A 16332-nucleotide genomic window follows, 5' to 3' on the forward strand; every position below is an offset into this window, starting at 1 on the left:
CCGGCGGTCCGGCTACACCCTCGGCTGCGCGCTCCTGGCCAGCGAACCGCACACGGCGGTGGCGCTGCCGGTGGCGTACGGGTCGGTACCGGCCGGCCCGCCCGCCTTGGCCGTCTCGCCCGCGAGCAGCGGCCGCAGCCGGCTCACCGGGTCGTCGGAGCAGGCGAGCGGGCCCGCCTGGACGTAGGAGACCACCAGTTCGGCCTGGTGCATGCGCAGGTCGTCGCGGTCGAAGCGGAAGGTCAGTTCGCGCCGCACGGTGAACAGGGAGGCCCTGGCCCCGGCGTTCGCACCCGTCGGCTTCAGCGCGTAGACGAAGGTGTGGTCGGCGACGACCTCCAGGGTGTTCGCGTCGGACTCGGCCGCCTGAAGGGTTCCCTGCACCCGGATCCCCTTGTCGGCGAGCTGCGTCCGGGTCGCGTCGAAGCGGATCAGCCAGCCGGTGGGGGCGTGCCGTCCGTCGGCGGCCGGGTGGTCGAAGCTCCGGTCGAACTGGTCGAGCTGCCGCGGGTCGAGCAGGATCCGTACGGGCCGGGTGGCGCCTCCGGTCAGCACGCTCGGGTCGAGCGAGGACTCGACGAGGTAGTCCTTGGCGGTGGTCAGGGCGGTGACGACCTGGCTGTCGGAGAAGTGCGCGGTGCGCCGGACGGCGGGCATGGTGATGCCGTCGGCCCCGGTGCGGAACTGGGCGGCCGGGCTGCCGGTGAACAACTGGTCGGTGCTGGTCGAGCCGGGGACGGCGGTCTGCGGAGCGAGCGGGATCACCGTCATGCGCAGCGGTTCGGCCGACCGGGTGGCGGTGGCCGGGTACGGGTGGTGTACCCCCATGTAGATCGCGGTGCCGAAGGCGATGGCTATCAGCAGGACGAGGATCAGGGCCTGCCGGGACAGCCCGCGCTGAAGGGGCGGGCGGCGGCGTACGGCCGGGCTGTGGTCGGCCATGCGTTCCCGGGCGGAGAACTCCTGGAGGCGGGCAGCGCGGACGAACGACTCGTCGAAGACGACGGATCGGTACTCGTCCTCGCCACCGGCGGGAGCACCCTCGGGTGTCCCCTCAGGTGGGTCTCCAGGCCCGCCCATACCTTCAGAGTAGGTCTCCGGGGGCTCCGGTAAACGCTGTGGTGCGCGACAAGTTCTGACAGGTTCCCACCAGGGCGGTCACGCTGTGCGACGAACGTCGCCGCCTCGGCGGGGAGACCGGTGTCAGGGCGTGCGCGGCACCGCCGACACCGCGGGACGGGAAGCGCCGACGGAGGCGGAGGGACCCGGGCCGGTGATCTTCTCCTGGCCCTGTTCGAGGCCGGAGGAGGCGGGCGAGGGGACCTGGTCCTGGCCGTCCGAGGAAGCGCCCCGGTAGACCGCCGTGAAGGCGAGGGCGACCATCCCGATGCCCATGACGAGGGCGAGGAGCCAGGCGACGGGGCGGTGCCAGCGGGCCTGCCTGCCGTAGGGCCGGCCGTACCTCCCCGGGAAGCCGTGGCGGCCCTCCAGGACCTCGGAGTCGTCCGGATCGTCCAGGTCGGGATCGTGGGCGAAGTCGCCGTGGTCGTCGGGGCCGAAGCCGTCCTCGTAGCGTTCGTCCTCGCCGCGGGCGCCGCGGGCGTGCGCCCGGCGGGCCTCGGCCTCGGAGGCCTCCGCGCGGGCCTGGGCGGCCGCGAGCAGCCGCTCCACGGCGGTCGGTTCGTGGAACGCCGCCGCCCGTACGAAGTCCTCGTCGAAGACCACGGAGGCGAACTCTTCGTCCGCGCCCCCGCGGTCGTGGTCGTCGTCGGGCTCCCAGCCGTCAGGGAACGGCGTGCCCCCCACGTCCTCCGGCACGGATCCAGAGTAGACCTGAGGGGTCAATTTGGGCAGACGGTACGGAAATTCGACCTCAGGACGGGACGGCGCCTCAGTGGACCACGGGCCGTGAACGGTCCGCCGCGCGCCCCGGCGCCCGGCGCCGCGCCGCCCGCGCGCCCCGGCGGACCTCCGGGGCGGGACCGGGGCTCCAGGGCTCTCACGGGGCCGCCACCGGCTTCGGGGACGCCGCCGTGGCCGCGCCCCCGCCGGTGCCTCAGCGGCGGATGTGGCCGTCGCCCGTGACGATGTACTTGGTGCTCGTCAGCTCCGGCAGTCCCATCGGGCCGCGAGCGTGGAGCTTCTGCGTGGAGATGCCGATCTCGGCACCGAACCCGAACTGTCCGCCGTCGGTGAAGCGGGTCGAGGCGTTCACGGCGACGGTCGTGGAGTCGACCAGCTGGGTGAAGCGGCGCGCGGCCTGCTGCGAGGTGGTGACGATGGCCTCGGTGTGACCGGAACTCCACAGCCGGATGTGCGACACGGCCTTGTCGAGCGAGTCGACGACCGCCGCCGCGATGTCGTAGGAGAGGTACTCGGTGTCCCAGTCCTCCGCCGTGGCCTCCACGACGGTGGCCTTGGAGTCCTCGGCGTAGGCGAGGACGCGCTCGTCGGCGTGCACGGTGACCCCGGCGTCCGCGAGGGCGTCCAGGGCGCGCGGCAGGAACGCGGCGGCGATGTCCTGGTGGACCAGGAGGGTCTCGGCGGCGTTGCAGACGCTGGGCCGCTGGGCCTTGGAGTTGATCAGGATGTCGATCGCCATGTCGAGGTCGGCGTTCGCGTCGACGTACACATGGCAGTTGCCGGTGCCGGTCTCGATGACCGGGACGGTGGACTCCTGGACGACCGTGCGGATCAGGGAGGCGCCGCCGCGCGGGATGAGGACGTCGACCAGGCCGCGGGCGCGCATCAGTTCACGGACCGACTCGCGGCCCTCGCCGGGCACGAGCTGGATGGCGTCGGCGGGCAGTCCGGCACCGCCCACGGCGTCGCGCAGGACCCGCACGAGGGCCGTGTTCGACTCGTAGGCGGAGGACGAGCCGCGCAGCAGGACCGCGTTGCCGGACTTCAGGCACAGGGCGGCCGCGTCGACGGTCACGTTCGGCCGGGCCTCGTAGATGATGCCGACGACGCCGAGCGGGACACGGACCTGGCGCAGGTCGATGCCGTTCGGGAGGGTCGAGCCGCGGACGACCTCGCCGACCGGGTCGGGCAGCGCCACCACGTCGCGGACGTCGGAGGCGATCGCGCGCACGCGCTCGGGGGTGAGCGTGAGCCGGTCGATGACGGTCTCGCTGGTCCCGGCCTCGCGGGCCTTCGCGATGTCCTTGGCGTTGGCGGCGACGATCTCGCTCGTACGCACTTCCAGCGCGTCCGCGATCGCGAGCAGCGCGTCGTCCTTCTCGGCCCGCGGCAGCGGCGCCAGGTCGGCGGCGGCGGACTTCGCGCGATAGGCGGCCTGGGCGACCGGGGACATGGAGTCGTACGGCGAGAGCGTGGTCATGAGGGAAGGGTAGTGCGCCCGGCGGGCCGGGCCGGCGGTTGTCCCATACGACGAGACGGGCTCAAAACGGGTGAACTCCCACAGGGGTCGCGGGCAGCGGTCCGTACCCCTCGGCGATCCGCTGGTGGTACGTCTCGCGGTCGATGACCTCCAGGCCGACGATCTCCCAGGGCGGGAGCTGGGCGGTCTGGCGGTGCTCGCCCCACAGGCGCAGCGCGACGGCCGCCGCGTCGTGCAGGTCGCGGGCCTCCTCCCAGTAGCGGATCTCCGCGTGGTCGTTGGCGTACCGGCTGGTCAGCAGGAAGGGGTGGTCGTGGGCGAGCTGTTCGAGACCGCGCCGCACCTCGGTCAGCGGGGCCTCGCCGCCGGACACGCTCAGCGTCACGTGCCACAGCCGGGGCAGGTCTGCGGGCTGCTCGCCCTCGTAGGTGTCGCCGGCCGCGACACTGGTGAGGGCCCGCTCCTCGCCCACCGCGCGGGAGGCGGGACCACCGCGGGACGCCGCCACCCCAGGGCGCACTCGTCTCACGACGGCCTCCTTTACCCGATGGTCGTACCGAATCCCGGACTCTCCCTGCCACAAAGTTGAGCAGGTGAGAAGCCGCCGTGTGGCGGTTTTACGGAACGTCCACCGGTGGGGGCGGGGGATTCGGCCGTTTACGGATGTAGCGGACAGCGGTCCCGGGGTACCCCTGGGGCGCCGGTACCGGTGCCTGGCGGGCGAGGCCACCGCGCCGTCCACCGGTCGGGACGCGGATCCCGCCGAAGCGCCCGGCCGGACGCTTCGCCCACGGGTTCGGCGGGACCCGGTACGGCGTGTTCCAGGGGTCCGACGGGACCCGGCGGGGAGCGCCTTCCCTACGGGTTCAGCAGGACGAGGTCGTCGCGGTGCACGACCTCGCGCTCGTACGCGGGGCCCAGCTCGCGCGCCAGCTCCCGGGTGGAGCGGCCGATCAGCTGGGGGATCTCCTTGGCGTCGAAGTTCACCAGCCCCCGCGCGACGGCACGACCCGTGCTGTCGCGCAGCTCGACCGGGTCTCCCGCGGTGAACTCGCCCTCGACGCCCGCGATGCCCGCGGGCAGCAGCGAGGTGCGCCGCTCGACGACCGCGCGTACGGCGCCGTCGTCCAGGGTGAGCGCGCCCTGCGGCGTGGAGGCGTGCTGGAGCCACAGCAGCCGGTCGGCCGACCGCTTGCCGGTGGCGTGGAAGAAGGTGCCGGTGTCCCGGCCCGCGAAGGCGTCGGCGGCGTGGACGGCGCTGGTCAGCACCACGGGGATGCCGGCCGCGGCGGCGATCCTGGCCGCCTCGACCTTGGTGACCATGCCACCGGTGCCGACGCCCGCCTTGCCCGCGCTGCCGATCTCGACGCCGGCGAGGTCCGCGGGCCCGCGCACCTGCGCGATCCGTGAGGTGCCGGGCCTGCCGGGGTCGCCGTCGTAGACCCCGTCCACGTCGGAGAGCAGGATCAGCAGGTCGGCGCGTACGAGGTGGGCGACGAGGGCGGCGAGGCGGTCGTTGTCGCCGAAGCGGATCTCGTCGGTGGCCACCGTGTCGTTCTCGTTGACGACCGGGAGGGCGCCCATCGCGAGGAGCTTGTCCAGGGTGCGCGAGGCGTTGCGGTGGTGGGCGCGCCGGCTGGTGTCGTCGGAGGTGAGGAGCACCTGCCCGACGCGGATGCCGTAGCGGGCGAAGGAGGCGGTGTAGCGGGCCATCAGGAGGCCCTGGCCGACACTGGCGGCCGCCTGCTGGCGGGCGAGGTCCTTGGGGCGGCGGCGCAGTCCGAGGGGCGCGAGGCCTGCGGCGATGGCGCCGGAGGAGACGAGGACGATCTCCTTCTCGCCGCCGTCACGGGCTTTGGCGAGGACGTCCACGAGGGCGTCGACCCGGTCGGCGTCGAGACCGCCGGAGGCGGTGGTGAGCGACGATGAGCCCACCTTGACGATGATCCTGTGGGCCTGCGCCACAGCGTCCCTGTCGGTGTGCGTCTCGGTCTGCCTTGCCGCTGCCACCTGCGGTGTGTCCCCTCGCGTCGGTCCCGGTGCCCCGCCCCGCAATCTACGCGAAGAGGAAGCGCCCGGGTCCGTCGGTCCAGCAGACGGACGGCTCCGCGTAGTTGCGCGATCACGTGCCGCGCACGGAGAAAAGGTTGTACGGGTTCCTCATGGGAATTAAAGTCACTGCAAAGTTAAGTTGAACAATGTGTCATCTATCGTTCCCCCCGTGAAGCGCATACTCCTGAGATCGGGCAAGAGCCCCTACGACGTCGTCCCCGTGGAAGAGGCTCTCCATCAGGACGTCTTCGCCACGAACTCGGGCAATCTCATCTTCAGCGACGCCGCGCACAAGATCCTCGAGACTCCGCGCACCGAGGTCGTGTCCAACGGCATCCGCACCGACGTGGCCGCCGCGGGCCGTATCAACGAGGAGTTCGACGCGTTCGTCGTCCCCCTGGCCAACGCGTTCCGGCCCTCGTTCGAGGCCCAGCTCAGGCGGCTGACGCGGCTCATCGGCAAGCTGAAGATCCCGGTGATCGTCCCGGGCATCGGCGCGCAGACCGGGCTGAACTACAACCCGGCGCGGCTGAAACCGATCGAACCCGCCGTGCGGGAGTTCGTCTCCGCGGTGCTCGAGCGCAGCGCGTCCATCGGGGTGCGCGGCGAGTTCACCGAGAAGTACCTGCGGGACATGGGCTTCAACGACGTCGAGGTCATCGGCTGCCCCTCCCTGTTCATGTACGGCGAGCGGCTCGACGTGCGCAAGCGGGCCGAATCGCTCGGTCCCGAGTCCCGGATCGCGGTCAACGGTTCGCACAGCGCGATGCGGACGCAGGGCCTCGACCCGGTCGTCCGCAACGCCCACGCCCGCTATCCGCATCTGCGTTTCATCGGCCAGAACCTCAGCGACGCGCGGCAGTTGCACTGGCGCGACCTGTCGGACCCGAACGGCGCCGTGACCGAGATGCCCACGCATCCCGACCACCCGATGTTCCGGGAGGACAAGGTCCGCGTCTACATCGATCCCGTCACCTGGATCGACGATCTGCGCGACTTCGACTTCTCCTTCGGCTCCCGCATCCACGGGAACATCGCGGCGCTGCTCGCCGGCACGCCCGCGACGGTGCTGTGCGGCGACTCCCGCACGCTGGAGCTGTGCCGCTACTTCGGCATCCCGCACCGGCAGATCACCAAGCTGCCCGCGGACCTCGATCCGGCCGAGCTGTACGCGGAGGCCGACTTCGGCCCGCTGACGCGCGGACACCAGGAGCGCTTCGAGCGTTTCACCGGGTTCCTGACCCGCAACGGCCTGGAGAACACCTTCACGCACGGCGACGGCGGCGCGGCCCACGAGGAGCGCCTCCGCTCCCTGGCCTTCCCGCCCGGTGTCCGGCCCTGGAACGACGCCGACATCACCTCGCTCACCACGCGCTTCGGCTTCCTCCAGAGCCGTATCACCGAACTGTCCACGGAGAACGTCCAGTTGAAGCGGGAGCTGACCCGCAAGCCCAAGACGGTGAAGCTCACCCCGGGGCCGGCGGGAACGTCCGGACGCTCGGTCTACCGGCTGGCCCGGCGCGCCGTGGGCCGGCCCCTGCGCAAGGCGTTGCAGTCGGGCCGCCAGTAGAGCGGCGGGCTCCTCCTGGCCCCGGTCTCCGTGACGGACGCCAGGAGGAGGCCCTGGGGCGCGGTGTCAGCGCCTGGGGCCGAGAACCCTCCGGGCCATCCGGCGCAGGCGCCGGAACCGTGCGGGACGGGGCCTGAAGCCCTCGATGGTGACCGTCTCCCGGGTCGTCGGGACGTAGCAGCTGTCCGGGACGCCCGCGGCGGCGTCGCGGAAGTGCGGGTAGGCGAGGAAGACCTTGCGGCCGCGCGACTCCAGCACTATCCCCGGGGCCTTCTTCGACTTGACGAACTCGACCACGTCCAGGAGGAGATCACCCCGGCCGCGGGCCACCAGGTGCAGCCGCAGCCGCTCGTGGACCTTGAGGCGGCGGGCGACGCCCTCGTGCCAGTGGGCGTCCATCAGTGGCTTGGCCAGTTCGAGTTTGTGGCCGCGCACCTTCTCGCTCTCCTTGAGCAGGCCCGGGCCGAACTGCGGGAGCAGAGTGATCAGGAACGGCCGGACCATCAGGTCGTCGCGGCGGGGCCCGGCCGGCACGTGCTCGGCGATGAGGCCCATCAGGGCGCGGGCCGAGTCGAAGCGCAGGCCGTAACCACCGCTCTTGGTCACGTGCTTGCCGTCGTCGCGGCCGACCAGGTGGTAGCAGTCGTGGTCGGCGACCACGGAGACGCCGTCGGCGCGGAGATAGGCCTCCATCGTGAACAGCGCGTCCTCGCCGGTCTTCAGCGACTCGTCGAAGACCATCCCGTGCCGGGTGAGTAAGTCGCGGCGGAAGAGCTTCTGCGCGCTGAGCGTGAACTTGATGTTCGAGGAGAAGACGTCGGTACGGGGCTGGTTCTTGCCCCACATCGATTTCGGAGCCGACCTGTTGATCCCGACGACCTTGCCCAGCACGACGTCCGTGCCCTGCGCGTCGCCCATGGCGACCATGCGTTCCAGGGCCTCGGGGCCGAAGTAGTCGTCGGCGTCCAGGAAGAAGACGTAGCGTCCCCGCGCCTTGCCGAGGCCGACGTTGCGCGGGCCGCTGGGGCCGCCCGAGTTGGCCTGCCGGATCACCGTCACGGACATGGCCGCGCGCTCGGCGAACTGTTCCAGGTACTCCCCCGTGCCGTCCGTGGACCCGTCGTCGACGGCGATGATCTCGATGCGTTCCGGGCCGAGCGTCTGGTCCTCCACGGATTCCAGGCACTTGACCAGGTACGGCATCGCTTCGTACGCCCCGATGACGATGGTCACGTCAGGCTGCGTCACGTTTCCCCCTTGTTTCAGGAAATGCCACATACACATTTCCCTCTTATCGCCTCAATCGCTACCTAGAAGACGACCGAAAATGCGGGGTGGTTGCCCTGAACGACCCATTCTGTGACCCGGGTCACAGAAACGGCGGGTGACTTGCCCGTTAAGGCTCACAGAACGACGTAAGGGAAACGGTCGTGGGCGTAAGAAACGGGCATGGCCCCGGAGAGAAACCCTCCGGGGCCATGCCCGTGTGCGTGCGGACCGGATCAGCCGGTGACCGCGGCTCCGTCCGTCTCGCCGGTCACCCGCTGGGCGGGAACCGTGCTCGCGAGGTCGACGTCGACGAGTTCGGCGGACGTCTCGCTCCGCTGGCCGCGGTTGCGCCGCTCGGACTCCCGCGCCAGCTCCCGCACCGCGGAGTTGAACTGGTCGATGGAGGCCGGCTCGTCCGGGCCGAGCAGATAGCGCTTGAGCTCCTGGCGGCCCTCCGCCTGCGCGTCCGCGGCCGGGTCGGCCACCGCCGCGAGCAGCTCGCCCAGCTCGGCGGCCGAGTTCGTCAGGATCACCGCGGCACGCACCGCGGTGTTCTGACGCTTGAACTCCTCGGCACCGAGCTCCGCGGAGTCCGTGACGGCGTACGGCTTGCCGCTCGCGATGAAGTCGGAGACGACGCTGGAGATGTCCGAGACCATCGCGTCCGAGACGTTGAAGCAGTCGTACAGGCGCGGTTCGGCACCCGTGATGACACGGTGCCCGGCGGTGCTGAAGGAACGCCAGTAGGCGTCGTTCCACTCGGCGCGCAGCCGGGCGGCCTCCTCGTGGCGGGCCGCGTCGATCATGCCGTCGCGGGTGGCCTCGGCCTCGTCGCCCTTCTCGCCGCCGGTGCCGGACAGCTCGGCGATACGGGCCTCGATACGGGTCAGCTCGGCCTTGGCCTGTTCCTGGGCGGCCGCGTCGGCGGTGAAGCGGGAGTCGCCGGCGCGCTCGACGGCGGCCTTCTCGACCAGGGCGGTGATGCGCCGGTGCGCGGCCCCGGCCTCGGCGCTGACGGTGCCCGTGAAGGGGTGCGGCTTGTACAGGACACGGACCGGCGGGTCGGCCGCGACCAGCTTCTTCACGATGTTCTCGCCGGCGAGGACGATCGAGGTGTTGCCGGGGTTGCCGTCCCAGCCCTCCCAGGTCGGCGCGTACAGGACCGTCGGGATGCGGCCGTCCGGCACGCCCTGCCAGGTCCGGATCGGGGCCAGCTGCGGGCGGCCGACCTCGACGATGTCGTCGTCACGGACGCCGACGTCGGCTATCGCGTAGCGGTCGCGGCCCGCGCGGCCCGCGGTCCACACCTCGTCGTAGACCTTGCTGAACGGGTTGACGCTGGCGAGCTTGTCGCTGTCGCCGTGGCCGATGAAGACGTGCTGGATGGTGGGCACGCGCAGCATGTGGATGTTCTTGCCCACGTTCGCCGCGTAGAGCGCGACCCGCACCGTCGACAGGTCCATGTTCATCAGGTGCACCCCTCCGGGCACGCAGATGACCGGCACCGTGGTGGGCGCCATGCGCTCCAGGATCGCCCGCTCGCGGAGGATGATCAGCGGCCGGGTGTCCAGCTGCTCCATCGTCTCCAGCCACATGTTGACCTGGTAGGCGGAGTCCTTGGAGCCCGAGAAGTAGAGCACCGTCTCCGGACGGTATTCGCCGAGCCAGCCGTCGACGGCCGCCAGGACCTTGTCGGCGTTCGGCGGGACCCTCCGGCCGCGCACGAACGGGACGAGGGCCGCGACGTAGCCGAAGGCCAGCAGCAGCGTCACGCCGACACCCGCGAAGCCGTAGACGCTGTCGTCGGTCGCCCCGGCGACCAGGAGGCCGACGACGGCCACGAGGTCGAGGTGGAGCATCTTCTCCGCGGACCGGGACAGCAGCGGGCGGGGCGGCGCGTCCGGGATGCGCACGCGCGAGGCCAGGTCGACGTTGCGGGTGGCGACGGGCATCTTGCGGCGCAGCCGTATCAGCGTGATCAGCGCGCCGTGCGGTGCCTGGAAGCCGTAGAAGGCCAGGAAGCACGCGATGGCCGCGTAGAAGACCAGGCTGCCGGACAGGTCGAGTCGGGCCAGGAGCAGGACGAGCAGCAGCTGCCGGATCAGGAACCTGATGGACAGACCGGCCCGCACCTTGCTGAGGCGGTTGACCAGATAGCTGCCGCGCCGGTGCAGAAAGTGGTCCGCCAGGTACGTCACGGCGGCCGCGGCCGCGAAGGCGCCGACGCTCGGCAGGAGCGCGGCGAGCATCAGGCAGGGGAAGCCCAGCATCATGAGGGCCGCCGCCGCCAGCTCGGCCGCGCTGCCCACCCGGGCAACGCGAATAGCGGTGGAAATCACGGAGAAACCTGCTCTTGAGGGGTGAGTGCCGGTTTTGATACCAAAAGGTCTTTTGATACCGAATGGGAACCAAAAAGCGAAATGTTAACTTTACGGACTCAGGCCCTTGTGAATACGCGGCGAACGCGCGGACACAAAGGCCTGAATTCCGAAAGACTATTCGTTTTTGATTATGCCACGCCGTCCTGGCGGTCCAGGACAGCGGCCAGGGCCGCCTCGAAACCGGTGGCGCGGCCCGCGCCGGCCGTCGGGTCCTGCTGGCGGACGTCGATGACGTGACCGGTCAGCTCGGAGAGCAGGACGTCCAGCGAGGTCCGCGCGACGGCCTCGGAGGACAGCAGCGAGCCCGCGGGCTCCTGGCCGAACGCCTTGGTGCGCATGGGGGTCGCGGTGCGCTCGGGGTTGATGCAGTTGACGCGGACGCCGTCCCCGGCCCACTCGTCCGACAGCGCCTGGGTGAGGTTCACCATGGCGGCCTTGGTGGAGGAGTAGAGGCTGTACTCGGCGCGGCCGCGGGTGTAGCTGCTGGAGGTGTAGAGCAGCAGCTGGCCCTTGCTCTCGGCCAGGTACTTGTACGAGGAGCGGGCGATCTGCACCGGGGCCAGATAGTTGACCTTCAGCGCTTCCTCGATGGTCGCGTTGTCCGTCTCGGCCAGCTTGCCGATGCGCAGCACGCCCGCGGTGTTGATGACGTAGTCGATGCGCCCGGTCTCCGCGTACGCCGTGGAGAGCGCGTCGTCGACCTCCTCGGGGTTCTCGACGTGCGTGCCGGTGGTGGAGCGGCCGAGCGCGTACGTCTTCGCGCCGTAGCTCGCGGCGAGCTCGGCTATGTCCTTGCCGATGCCGTACGAGCCGCCGAAGACGACGAGGGTCTTGCCGGTGAGCAGCTCGCGGTAGGCGGCCTCGTCGGCCTGCTCGGGCGCGGTGGTCGAGGCGAGCTGGAAGAGCTTGTCGGCGATGAAGACGTCGACGGGCTGGGTGACCTTCATGTTGTACTCGTCGCCCGCCACGACGTGGATCGGCACGTCCGGCAGGTACTTGAGCACGACCGAGCAGTCGTCCGTGGCCTGGAAGTTGGGGTCGCCGGCCGCGACCTGGTAGGCGCGCCGGATGGTGGACAGCTTGAACGCCTGGGGCGTCTGGCCGCGGCGCAGCCGGGAGCGGTCCGGGATCTCGGTGATGAACTCGCCGTCGTCGCCGTGGGTGCGGGTCACGATGATCGTGTCCGCGGACGGGATGGCGACGTCGACGGCCTGGTAGCGCTCCAGGGCCGTGACGCAGTCGTCTATGACGCGCTCGGACAGCAGCGGGCGCACGGCATCGTGGAACAGGACGTTGGCGTCCTCGCCCTCGGCCAGACCCTCGCCGAGGGCGGCGATGGCGCGCTCGGTCGTCTCGTTCCGGGTCGAACCGCCCTCGATGACGCGGGTCACCTTCGTGAAGCCCGCCTTCGCGACGATCTTCTCGACGTCCGGCACATAGCCGGGGGCCATGAGCACGATGATGTCGTCGATCGAGTCGGCCTGCTCGAAGGTGGTCAGCGTGTGCTCGATGACCGCCTTGCCGGCGATCTTCAGCAGTTGCTTCGGAATCGACAGACCCACGCGCTGACCGGTCCCGCCGGCCAGGATCACTGCGGTGGTACGGGGCTTGGCAATGTGCTCAGACACAGGTGACCTACCTTGGGGCGACAGGGAACGCGGGAATGGTCCCACCTACGGTTACCGCCATGCAAGGTGAGCGCCGTCCGCTGCATATGTGCGCGCAACCGGGCATTCACCTTGCACACAGGCGACTTCGGGGACACCTGGCCGAATTGTCCGGATTTGCTGTGAGTAACTCCACACGTCCGGCGCGGGTTCCTCACGTTCTTCTCAGGCGCCTCGGCACCCGGTGACCGAGACACGCACGAGTTCCCCCGAAGGCGTCCCGTGAACCGGTCGGATCCCGGCGGTACGGGCGGCCGCGGCATGTGGTCGAGCCGGTCCTCGTACCCCATGCGCAGCCCGTCCTGGACGTACTGCTGCCACTGCGAGGGCATGATCTTCGCCGGCGGGCGCAGCGTGACCAGGACATGCGCGCGGTCGCGGCCCAGCTCGTCGACGATCCGCGCGACGGTCGCGTCGTCGGGGGCGCCCGCGAAGAACTCGCTGCTGATCGGCGAGGTCCGGTCGCCGGTGGCGTGCACCGCGTCGACGAGCCGCCGCCGGTGCCGCTCGGCCGGCCGGGCGTCGCCCGTCGTCCTGGACCGCGGCCGTCGTCCCGGGCCGCGGCCGCAGACCGCGAGGGCGGCCTCCACCGGATGTCTGCTGTGCGCGGGGAAGCGGACGCCGTGGGGCGGCCATCGCGTCCTTCGCGTCCAGCGCGTCCAGCGCGGTCTGAGAACGCCCTGGGACTCCGGTGAGTCCCAGGGCGTGCCCGCGTCACACGAGCCGCACGCCCGGCTTCCCCGCGTCGACCCGCAGGCGGGCCAGCGTGCTGGAGGCGGCGTCGGGCTTCAGCACCGTCTCCGCGACGCGCACCTGGGCGTCGATGCCGTCCCGCCGGATGTCGAAGAGGTGGTAGCCGCGGTGGGCGTCGATGAACTTCCAGTGCGGGTTGTCCGGCATCCGCGGGTCCCACTGCTTGTGGAAGGCGGCCTGGTCCTGGTCGCCGCCGCTCGCGATCGACGTCCCGACGAACTCGGCGCCCACGACGTCGGACTCCGGGTCGGCGAAGTCCGCCTTGAGATCGCTGATCATCGTGAGGTGCCGGTCGCCGGTGAGGACGACGGGGTTGCGGATGTCCGCGAACTCCCCCATGAGAGCGTTGCGTTCGGCCTGGTAGCCGTCCCAGGCGTCGTAGTACCAGAGCTTGCCCTCACCGACCTGGAGGTCGGTCTCGGCCATCATGATCTGCGAGGCGACGAGGTTCCAGCGGGTGGGCGAGTGGCGCATCCCGCGCAGCAGCCACTCCTTCTGGGTGGCGCCGAGCATCGTGAGCGCGGGATCCTTCGCGCCTTCCTGGCTCGTCGCCTGATCGCTGCGGAACTGCCGGGTGTCGAGGACGTTCAGCCGGGCGAGGCGTCCGAAGTCGAGACGCCGGTACATCCGGATGTGCGGTCCGTCCGGGATCGCGGTGGCCCGGACCGGCATGTGCTCGTAGTACGCCTGGTAGGCGGCGGTCAGCCGGGCCGTGAACGCGTCGTGCGTCTGCTTGTCCGGGTCCTGCGGGATCTCCCCGGCGAAGTCGTTGTCGACCTCGTGGTCGTCGAAGGTGACCACCCAGGGGGCGTTCGCGTGCATGGCCGCGAGGTGCGGGTCGCTGCGGTACTGGGCGTACCGGTTGCGGTACTGGACGAGGGTGTACGGCTCCCCGGCGCCCTCGTGGCGGCGCACGGCCGTCGCCGACGGCGAGGACTCGTAGATGTAGTCGCCGACGAACAGGACGACGTCGGGGTCCTGGTCGAGCATGTCGGCGTACGGGGTGAAGTAGCCGTTCTGCCAGTTCTGGCAGGAGGCGAGGGCGACGCGCAGCGAGCCGCCCGCCCGGAAGGGGGGCGGCGCGGTACGGGTGCGCCCGGTCGGGGAGAGCCGGCCGTCCGCGCGGAAGCGGTACCAGTACACGCGGTCCGGGAGCAGCCCGCGGACGTCGACGTGCACGCTGTGGCCGTACTCGGGGCGCGCGTACGCGGTGCCGCGGCGCACCGGCTTGCGGAAGCGGGCGTCCGCGGCGATCTCCCATTCGACCGGCACCGCGCGGTCGGGCATGCCGCCGCCGTTCAGCGGGTCGGGGGCGAGCCGGGTCCACAGCACGACCGCGTCGGGCAGCGGGTCGCCGGAGGCCACCCCGAGACTGAACACGCCTTCGGGCAGGGGTGGTTCGGCCGCACGGGCGGTACCCGGCAGCCAGAGCTGGGCGGAGGCGGCGGCGCCGAGGACGGCGGCCGAGGCGGTGAGGAAGCGGCGGCGATCGTGCGAGACGGCTCCGGACATGGGCGAACTCCCTTGCGTCGGTTGCCTCTTGGACACCGGGAAGCCCACACGGCGCAGCGGCCCGCCTCTTGAACAGAGCGCATCATAGGCATGACAAATGCACGAGCAACGAACGACCCGCCGCGACGGGGCGTCCTGACGCCCTTCCGGCGGGCTTTCGGCGGAACTCCCGTGCGCCCCGGCGGCCCTGACGTGCGTTCAGCGGGTCCTCGGGGGACGGGTCAGTCGCCGAGGGACCTTCCGAAGGCGGAGCCCGTCGCGGGGACCAGGCCCAGGGCGGCTCCGCCGAAGCTGGACGAGCCGCTCGCCGTGATGCCTCCGGAGCCGGCGGAGAAGGTCCAGACGGCACCGTTGCCCGCGTTCTCGTCCGGGTCGCCGACGATCAGGCCGTCCTTCTTGTCGCCGTTCCCGTCGACCAGGGCCGTCTCGGCACCGAACCGGTCCAGCTTCTCCGCCGTACCGGGCACGCCCGAGGTGCTCTGGGTGAACGACTTGGCGCCGGTACCGGTCAGACCCGAGGCACTGCCCCTGAGGACGAGCACACCGCCCGCGTCGACGGTGGTGCCGACGTCCTCGCCGGGCAGGCCCGTCGCCACGTCGAGGTAGCCGTCACCGTTGGTGTCGCCGACGGACAGGCCGGTGCCCATGCCGTCGCCCTTCTCGTCGGTACCGGGGACGCCCGGGGTGTCCTGGCTGATCCACACGGGCTTGCGGGTCGTCGAGACGCCCCCGGGGCCGCCGTGGACGACGCCCACCGCGCCGCCCTTGGCGGGCGATCCGGCGTCGCCCGACGCCGAGCGGCCGACGATCACGTCGCCGTACCCGTCCTTGTCCAGGTCGCCGATCGCGACGTCCTCGCCCGCGACGGCACGGCCCTGGGCGTCGTGCAGCAGGCCCTTGTCGGTGAAGCCGTCCTTGCCACCGGCGAGCAGCGCCGTCCTGCGCGTGCCGCCGTCCCCGGTGGTCACCGCGAGGTCCGCCACACCGTCCCCGGTCACATCGCCGGCCGCCATCACCGGGTTGAACAGGGCTTTCTGCGGATCGACGGTGAAGTGGTCCCTCCCGGCGTTGCCACCGCCGCGGGTGAACGGGCCGTGGCGCACCGTCCCGTCCTCCTCGGGCTGGACGTCCGGGTCGTCGGAGAGCCATTGCTCGGCGCCCGCCGTCACCAGATCCGGGTGCTTGTCGCCGTCCACGTCACCGACGGTGAACTCGCCCCGCCACTCGTAGTACGGGCTCCATGCGAGCTGGGTGGGAGTCGCCGACAGTCCCTTGGGGCCACCCCAGTTGACGACCACGGCGTAACCGCTGTCCACGTCCATCATCGACACCGCCACGGACGAGAGCAGATCCGCGTATCCGTCGCCGTCGAGGTCGGCACTCCGCAACCCGGAGCCGTATCCGTACTCGGGGGTGTCGCCGGTGCCGTGCCCGGGCCAGGTCAGCACCTGCTTGCGCGCGGTGGACAGTCCGCCGGAGGCTCCGTACAGCACGCTGACGGCCCCGGCGTTCTTCAGACCGCTCTCCGTGGTGCCCGGCGCTCCGATCGCGAGATCCGGATAGCCGTCGCCGTTGAAGTCGTCGTGCAGCCGCTTGGCGCTCGGCGTGGTGGAGCCGGTCGTCGGCACGGGCGTCGCGTTGACTGCGGACACGGCCAGCGCGCCCGCGGCCAGGGCCACACCGGCACCGATGACGAAGGGCCTGCGGCGGGCGAAGAAGGAACGGCGGTGGGACATGGAGCTCCTGCCACGAAGGGAGCAACGGCGCCGAAAGCCGCTGCGGCGG

General features: G+C 71.1%; 11 protein-coding genes. 1 reads left to right on the forward strand and 10 read right to left on the reverse strand.

Going from position 1 to position 16332, the window contains the following annotated elements; translation table 11 throughout:
• Positions 1–12: 12 nt before the first annotated feature.
• From ACFYW9_RS20605 to proB, 5 genes are all read right to left on the reverse strand, one after another.
• Positions 13–1080, reverse strand: coding sequence for a hypothetical protein (locus ACFYW9_RS20605; protein WP_389152091.1), 1068 nt, complete (start codon positions 1078–1080; stop codon positions 13–15).
• Positions 1081–1203: 123 nt separating this feature from the next.
• The gene (locus tag ACFYW9_RS20610; RefSeq protein WP_389152095.1) at positions 1204–1845 is read right to left on the reverse strand and encodes a hypothetical protein; all 642 of its coding nucleotides are present in this window, start codon (positions 1843–1845) and stop codon (positions 1204–1206) included.
• A gap of 211 nt (positions 1846–2056) precedes the next feature.
• Positions 2057–3343 (reverse strand): glutamate-5-semialdehyde dehydrogenase, encoded by a 1287-nt coding sequence (locus tag ACFYW9_RS20615; RefSeq protein ID WP_351863008.1) that lies wholly within the window; start codon positions 3341–3343, stop codon positions 2057–2059.
• Positions 3344–3404: 61 nt separating this feature from the next.
• Entirely contained in the window at positions 3405–3872 is a 468-nt protein-coding gene (locus tag ACFYW9_RS20620; protein WP_387302233.1) for a hypothetical protein, read from the reverse strand.
• Between the two features lie 329 nt (positions 3873–4201).
• A complete protein-coding gene (gene proB, locus ACFYW9_RS20625) occupies positions 4202–5308 on the reverse strand; it encodes a glutamate 5-kinase (protein ID WP_389152188.1) in 1107 nt (368 codons plus the stop codon).
• A gap of 256 nt (positions 5309–5564) precedes the next feature.
• Between proB and ACFYW9_RS20630 the strand changes: the two genes are divergently transcribed.
• Complete coding sequence (locus ACFYW9_RS20630; protein WP_389152100.1) at positions 5565–6965, forward strand: polysaccharide pyruvyl transferase family protein; 1401 nt, start codon at positions 5565–5567, stop codon at positions 6963–6965.
• Between the two features lie 66 nt (positions 6966–7031).
• Here the strand turns inward: ACFYW9_RS20630 and ACFYW9_RS20635 are convergent, their stop codons facing one another.
• The 5 genes from ACFYW9_RS20635 to ACFYW9_RS20655 form a co-directional block, all read right to left on the reverse strand.
• Complete coding sequence (locus ACFYW9_RS20635) at positions 7032–8243, reverse strand: glycosyltransferase family 2 protein (protein ID WP_351863006.1); 1212 nt, start codon at positions 8241–8243, stop codon at positions 7032–7034.
• A 224-nt stretch (positions 8244–8467) separates the two neighbouring features.
• Positions 8468–10573, reverse strand: coding sequence for a hypothetical protein (locus tag ACFYW9_RS20640; RefSeq protein ID WP_389152105.1), 2106 nt, complete (start codon positions 10571–10573; stop codon positions 8468–8470).
• 170 nt (positions 10574–10743) lie between these two features.
• Positions 10744–12243, reverse strand: a complete 1500-nt coding sequence (locus tag ACFYW9_RS20645) for a bifunctional cytidylyltransferase/SDR family oxidoreductase (RefSeq protein ID WP_351863004.1) — start codon at positions 12241–12243, stop codon at positions 10744–10746.
• 753 nt (positions 12244–12996) lie between these two features.
• Positions 12997–14547 carry an alkaline phosphatase D family protein gene (locus ACFYW9_RS20650; RefSeq protein WP_389152110.1) on the reverse strand — a complete coding sequence of 517 codons (1551 nt, stop codon included), beginning with the start codon at positions 14545–14547 and terminating at the stop codon, positions 12997–12999.
• Positions 14548–14768: 221 nt separating this feature from the next.
• Positions 14769–16283, reverse strand: coding sequence for an integrin alpha (locus ACFYW9_RS20655; RefSeq protein ID WP_389152113.1), 1515 nt, complete (start codon positions 16281–16283; stop codon positions 14769–14771).
• Positions 16284–16332: the final 49 nt, after the last annotated feature.

This window comes from Streptomyces sp. NPDC002698 (genome assembly GCF_042888945.1).
Taxonomy (GTDB): domain Bacteria; phylum Actinomycetota; class Actinomycetes; order Streptomycetales; family Streptomycetaceae; genus Streptomyces.

Excerpts from the sequence above, each read along its gene's own strand:
- ACFYW9_RS20655 (WP_389152113.1), bottom strand. The coding sequence starts at position 16,283 with ATGTCCCACCGCCGTTCCTTCTTCGCCCGCCGCAGGCCCTTCGTCATC.
- ACFYW9_RS20635 (WP_351863006.1), bottom strand. The coding sequence starts at position 8,243 with ATGTGGCATTTCCTGAAACAAGGGGGAAACGTGACGCAGCCTGACGTG.
- ACFYW9_RS20605 (WP_389152091.1), bottom strand. The coding sequence starts at position 1,080 with ATGGGCGGGCCTGGAGACCCACCTGAGGGGACACCCGAGGGTGCTCCC.
- ACFYW9_RS20615 (WP_351863008.1), bottom strand. The coding sequence starts at position 3,343 with ATGACCACGCTCTCGCCGTACGACTCCATGTCCCCGGTCGCCCAGGCC.
- ACFYW9_RS20650 (WP_389152110.1), bottom strand. The coding sequence starts at position 14,547 with ATGTCCGGAGCCGTCTCGCACGATCGCCGCCGCTTCCTCACCGCCTCG.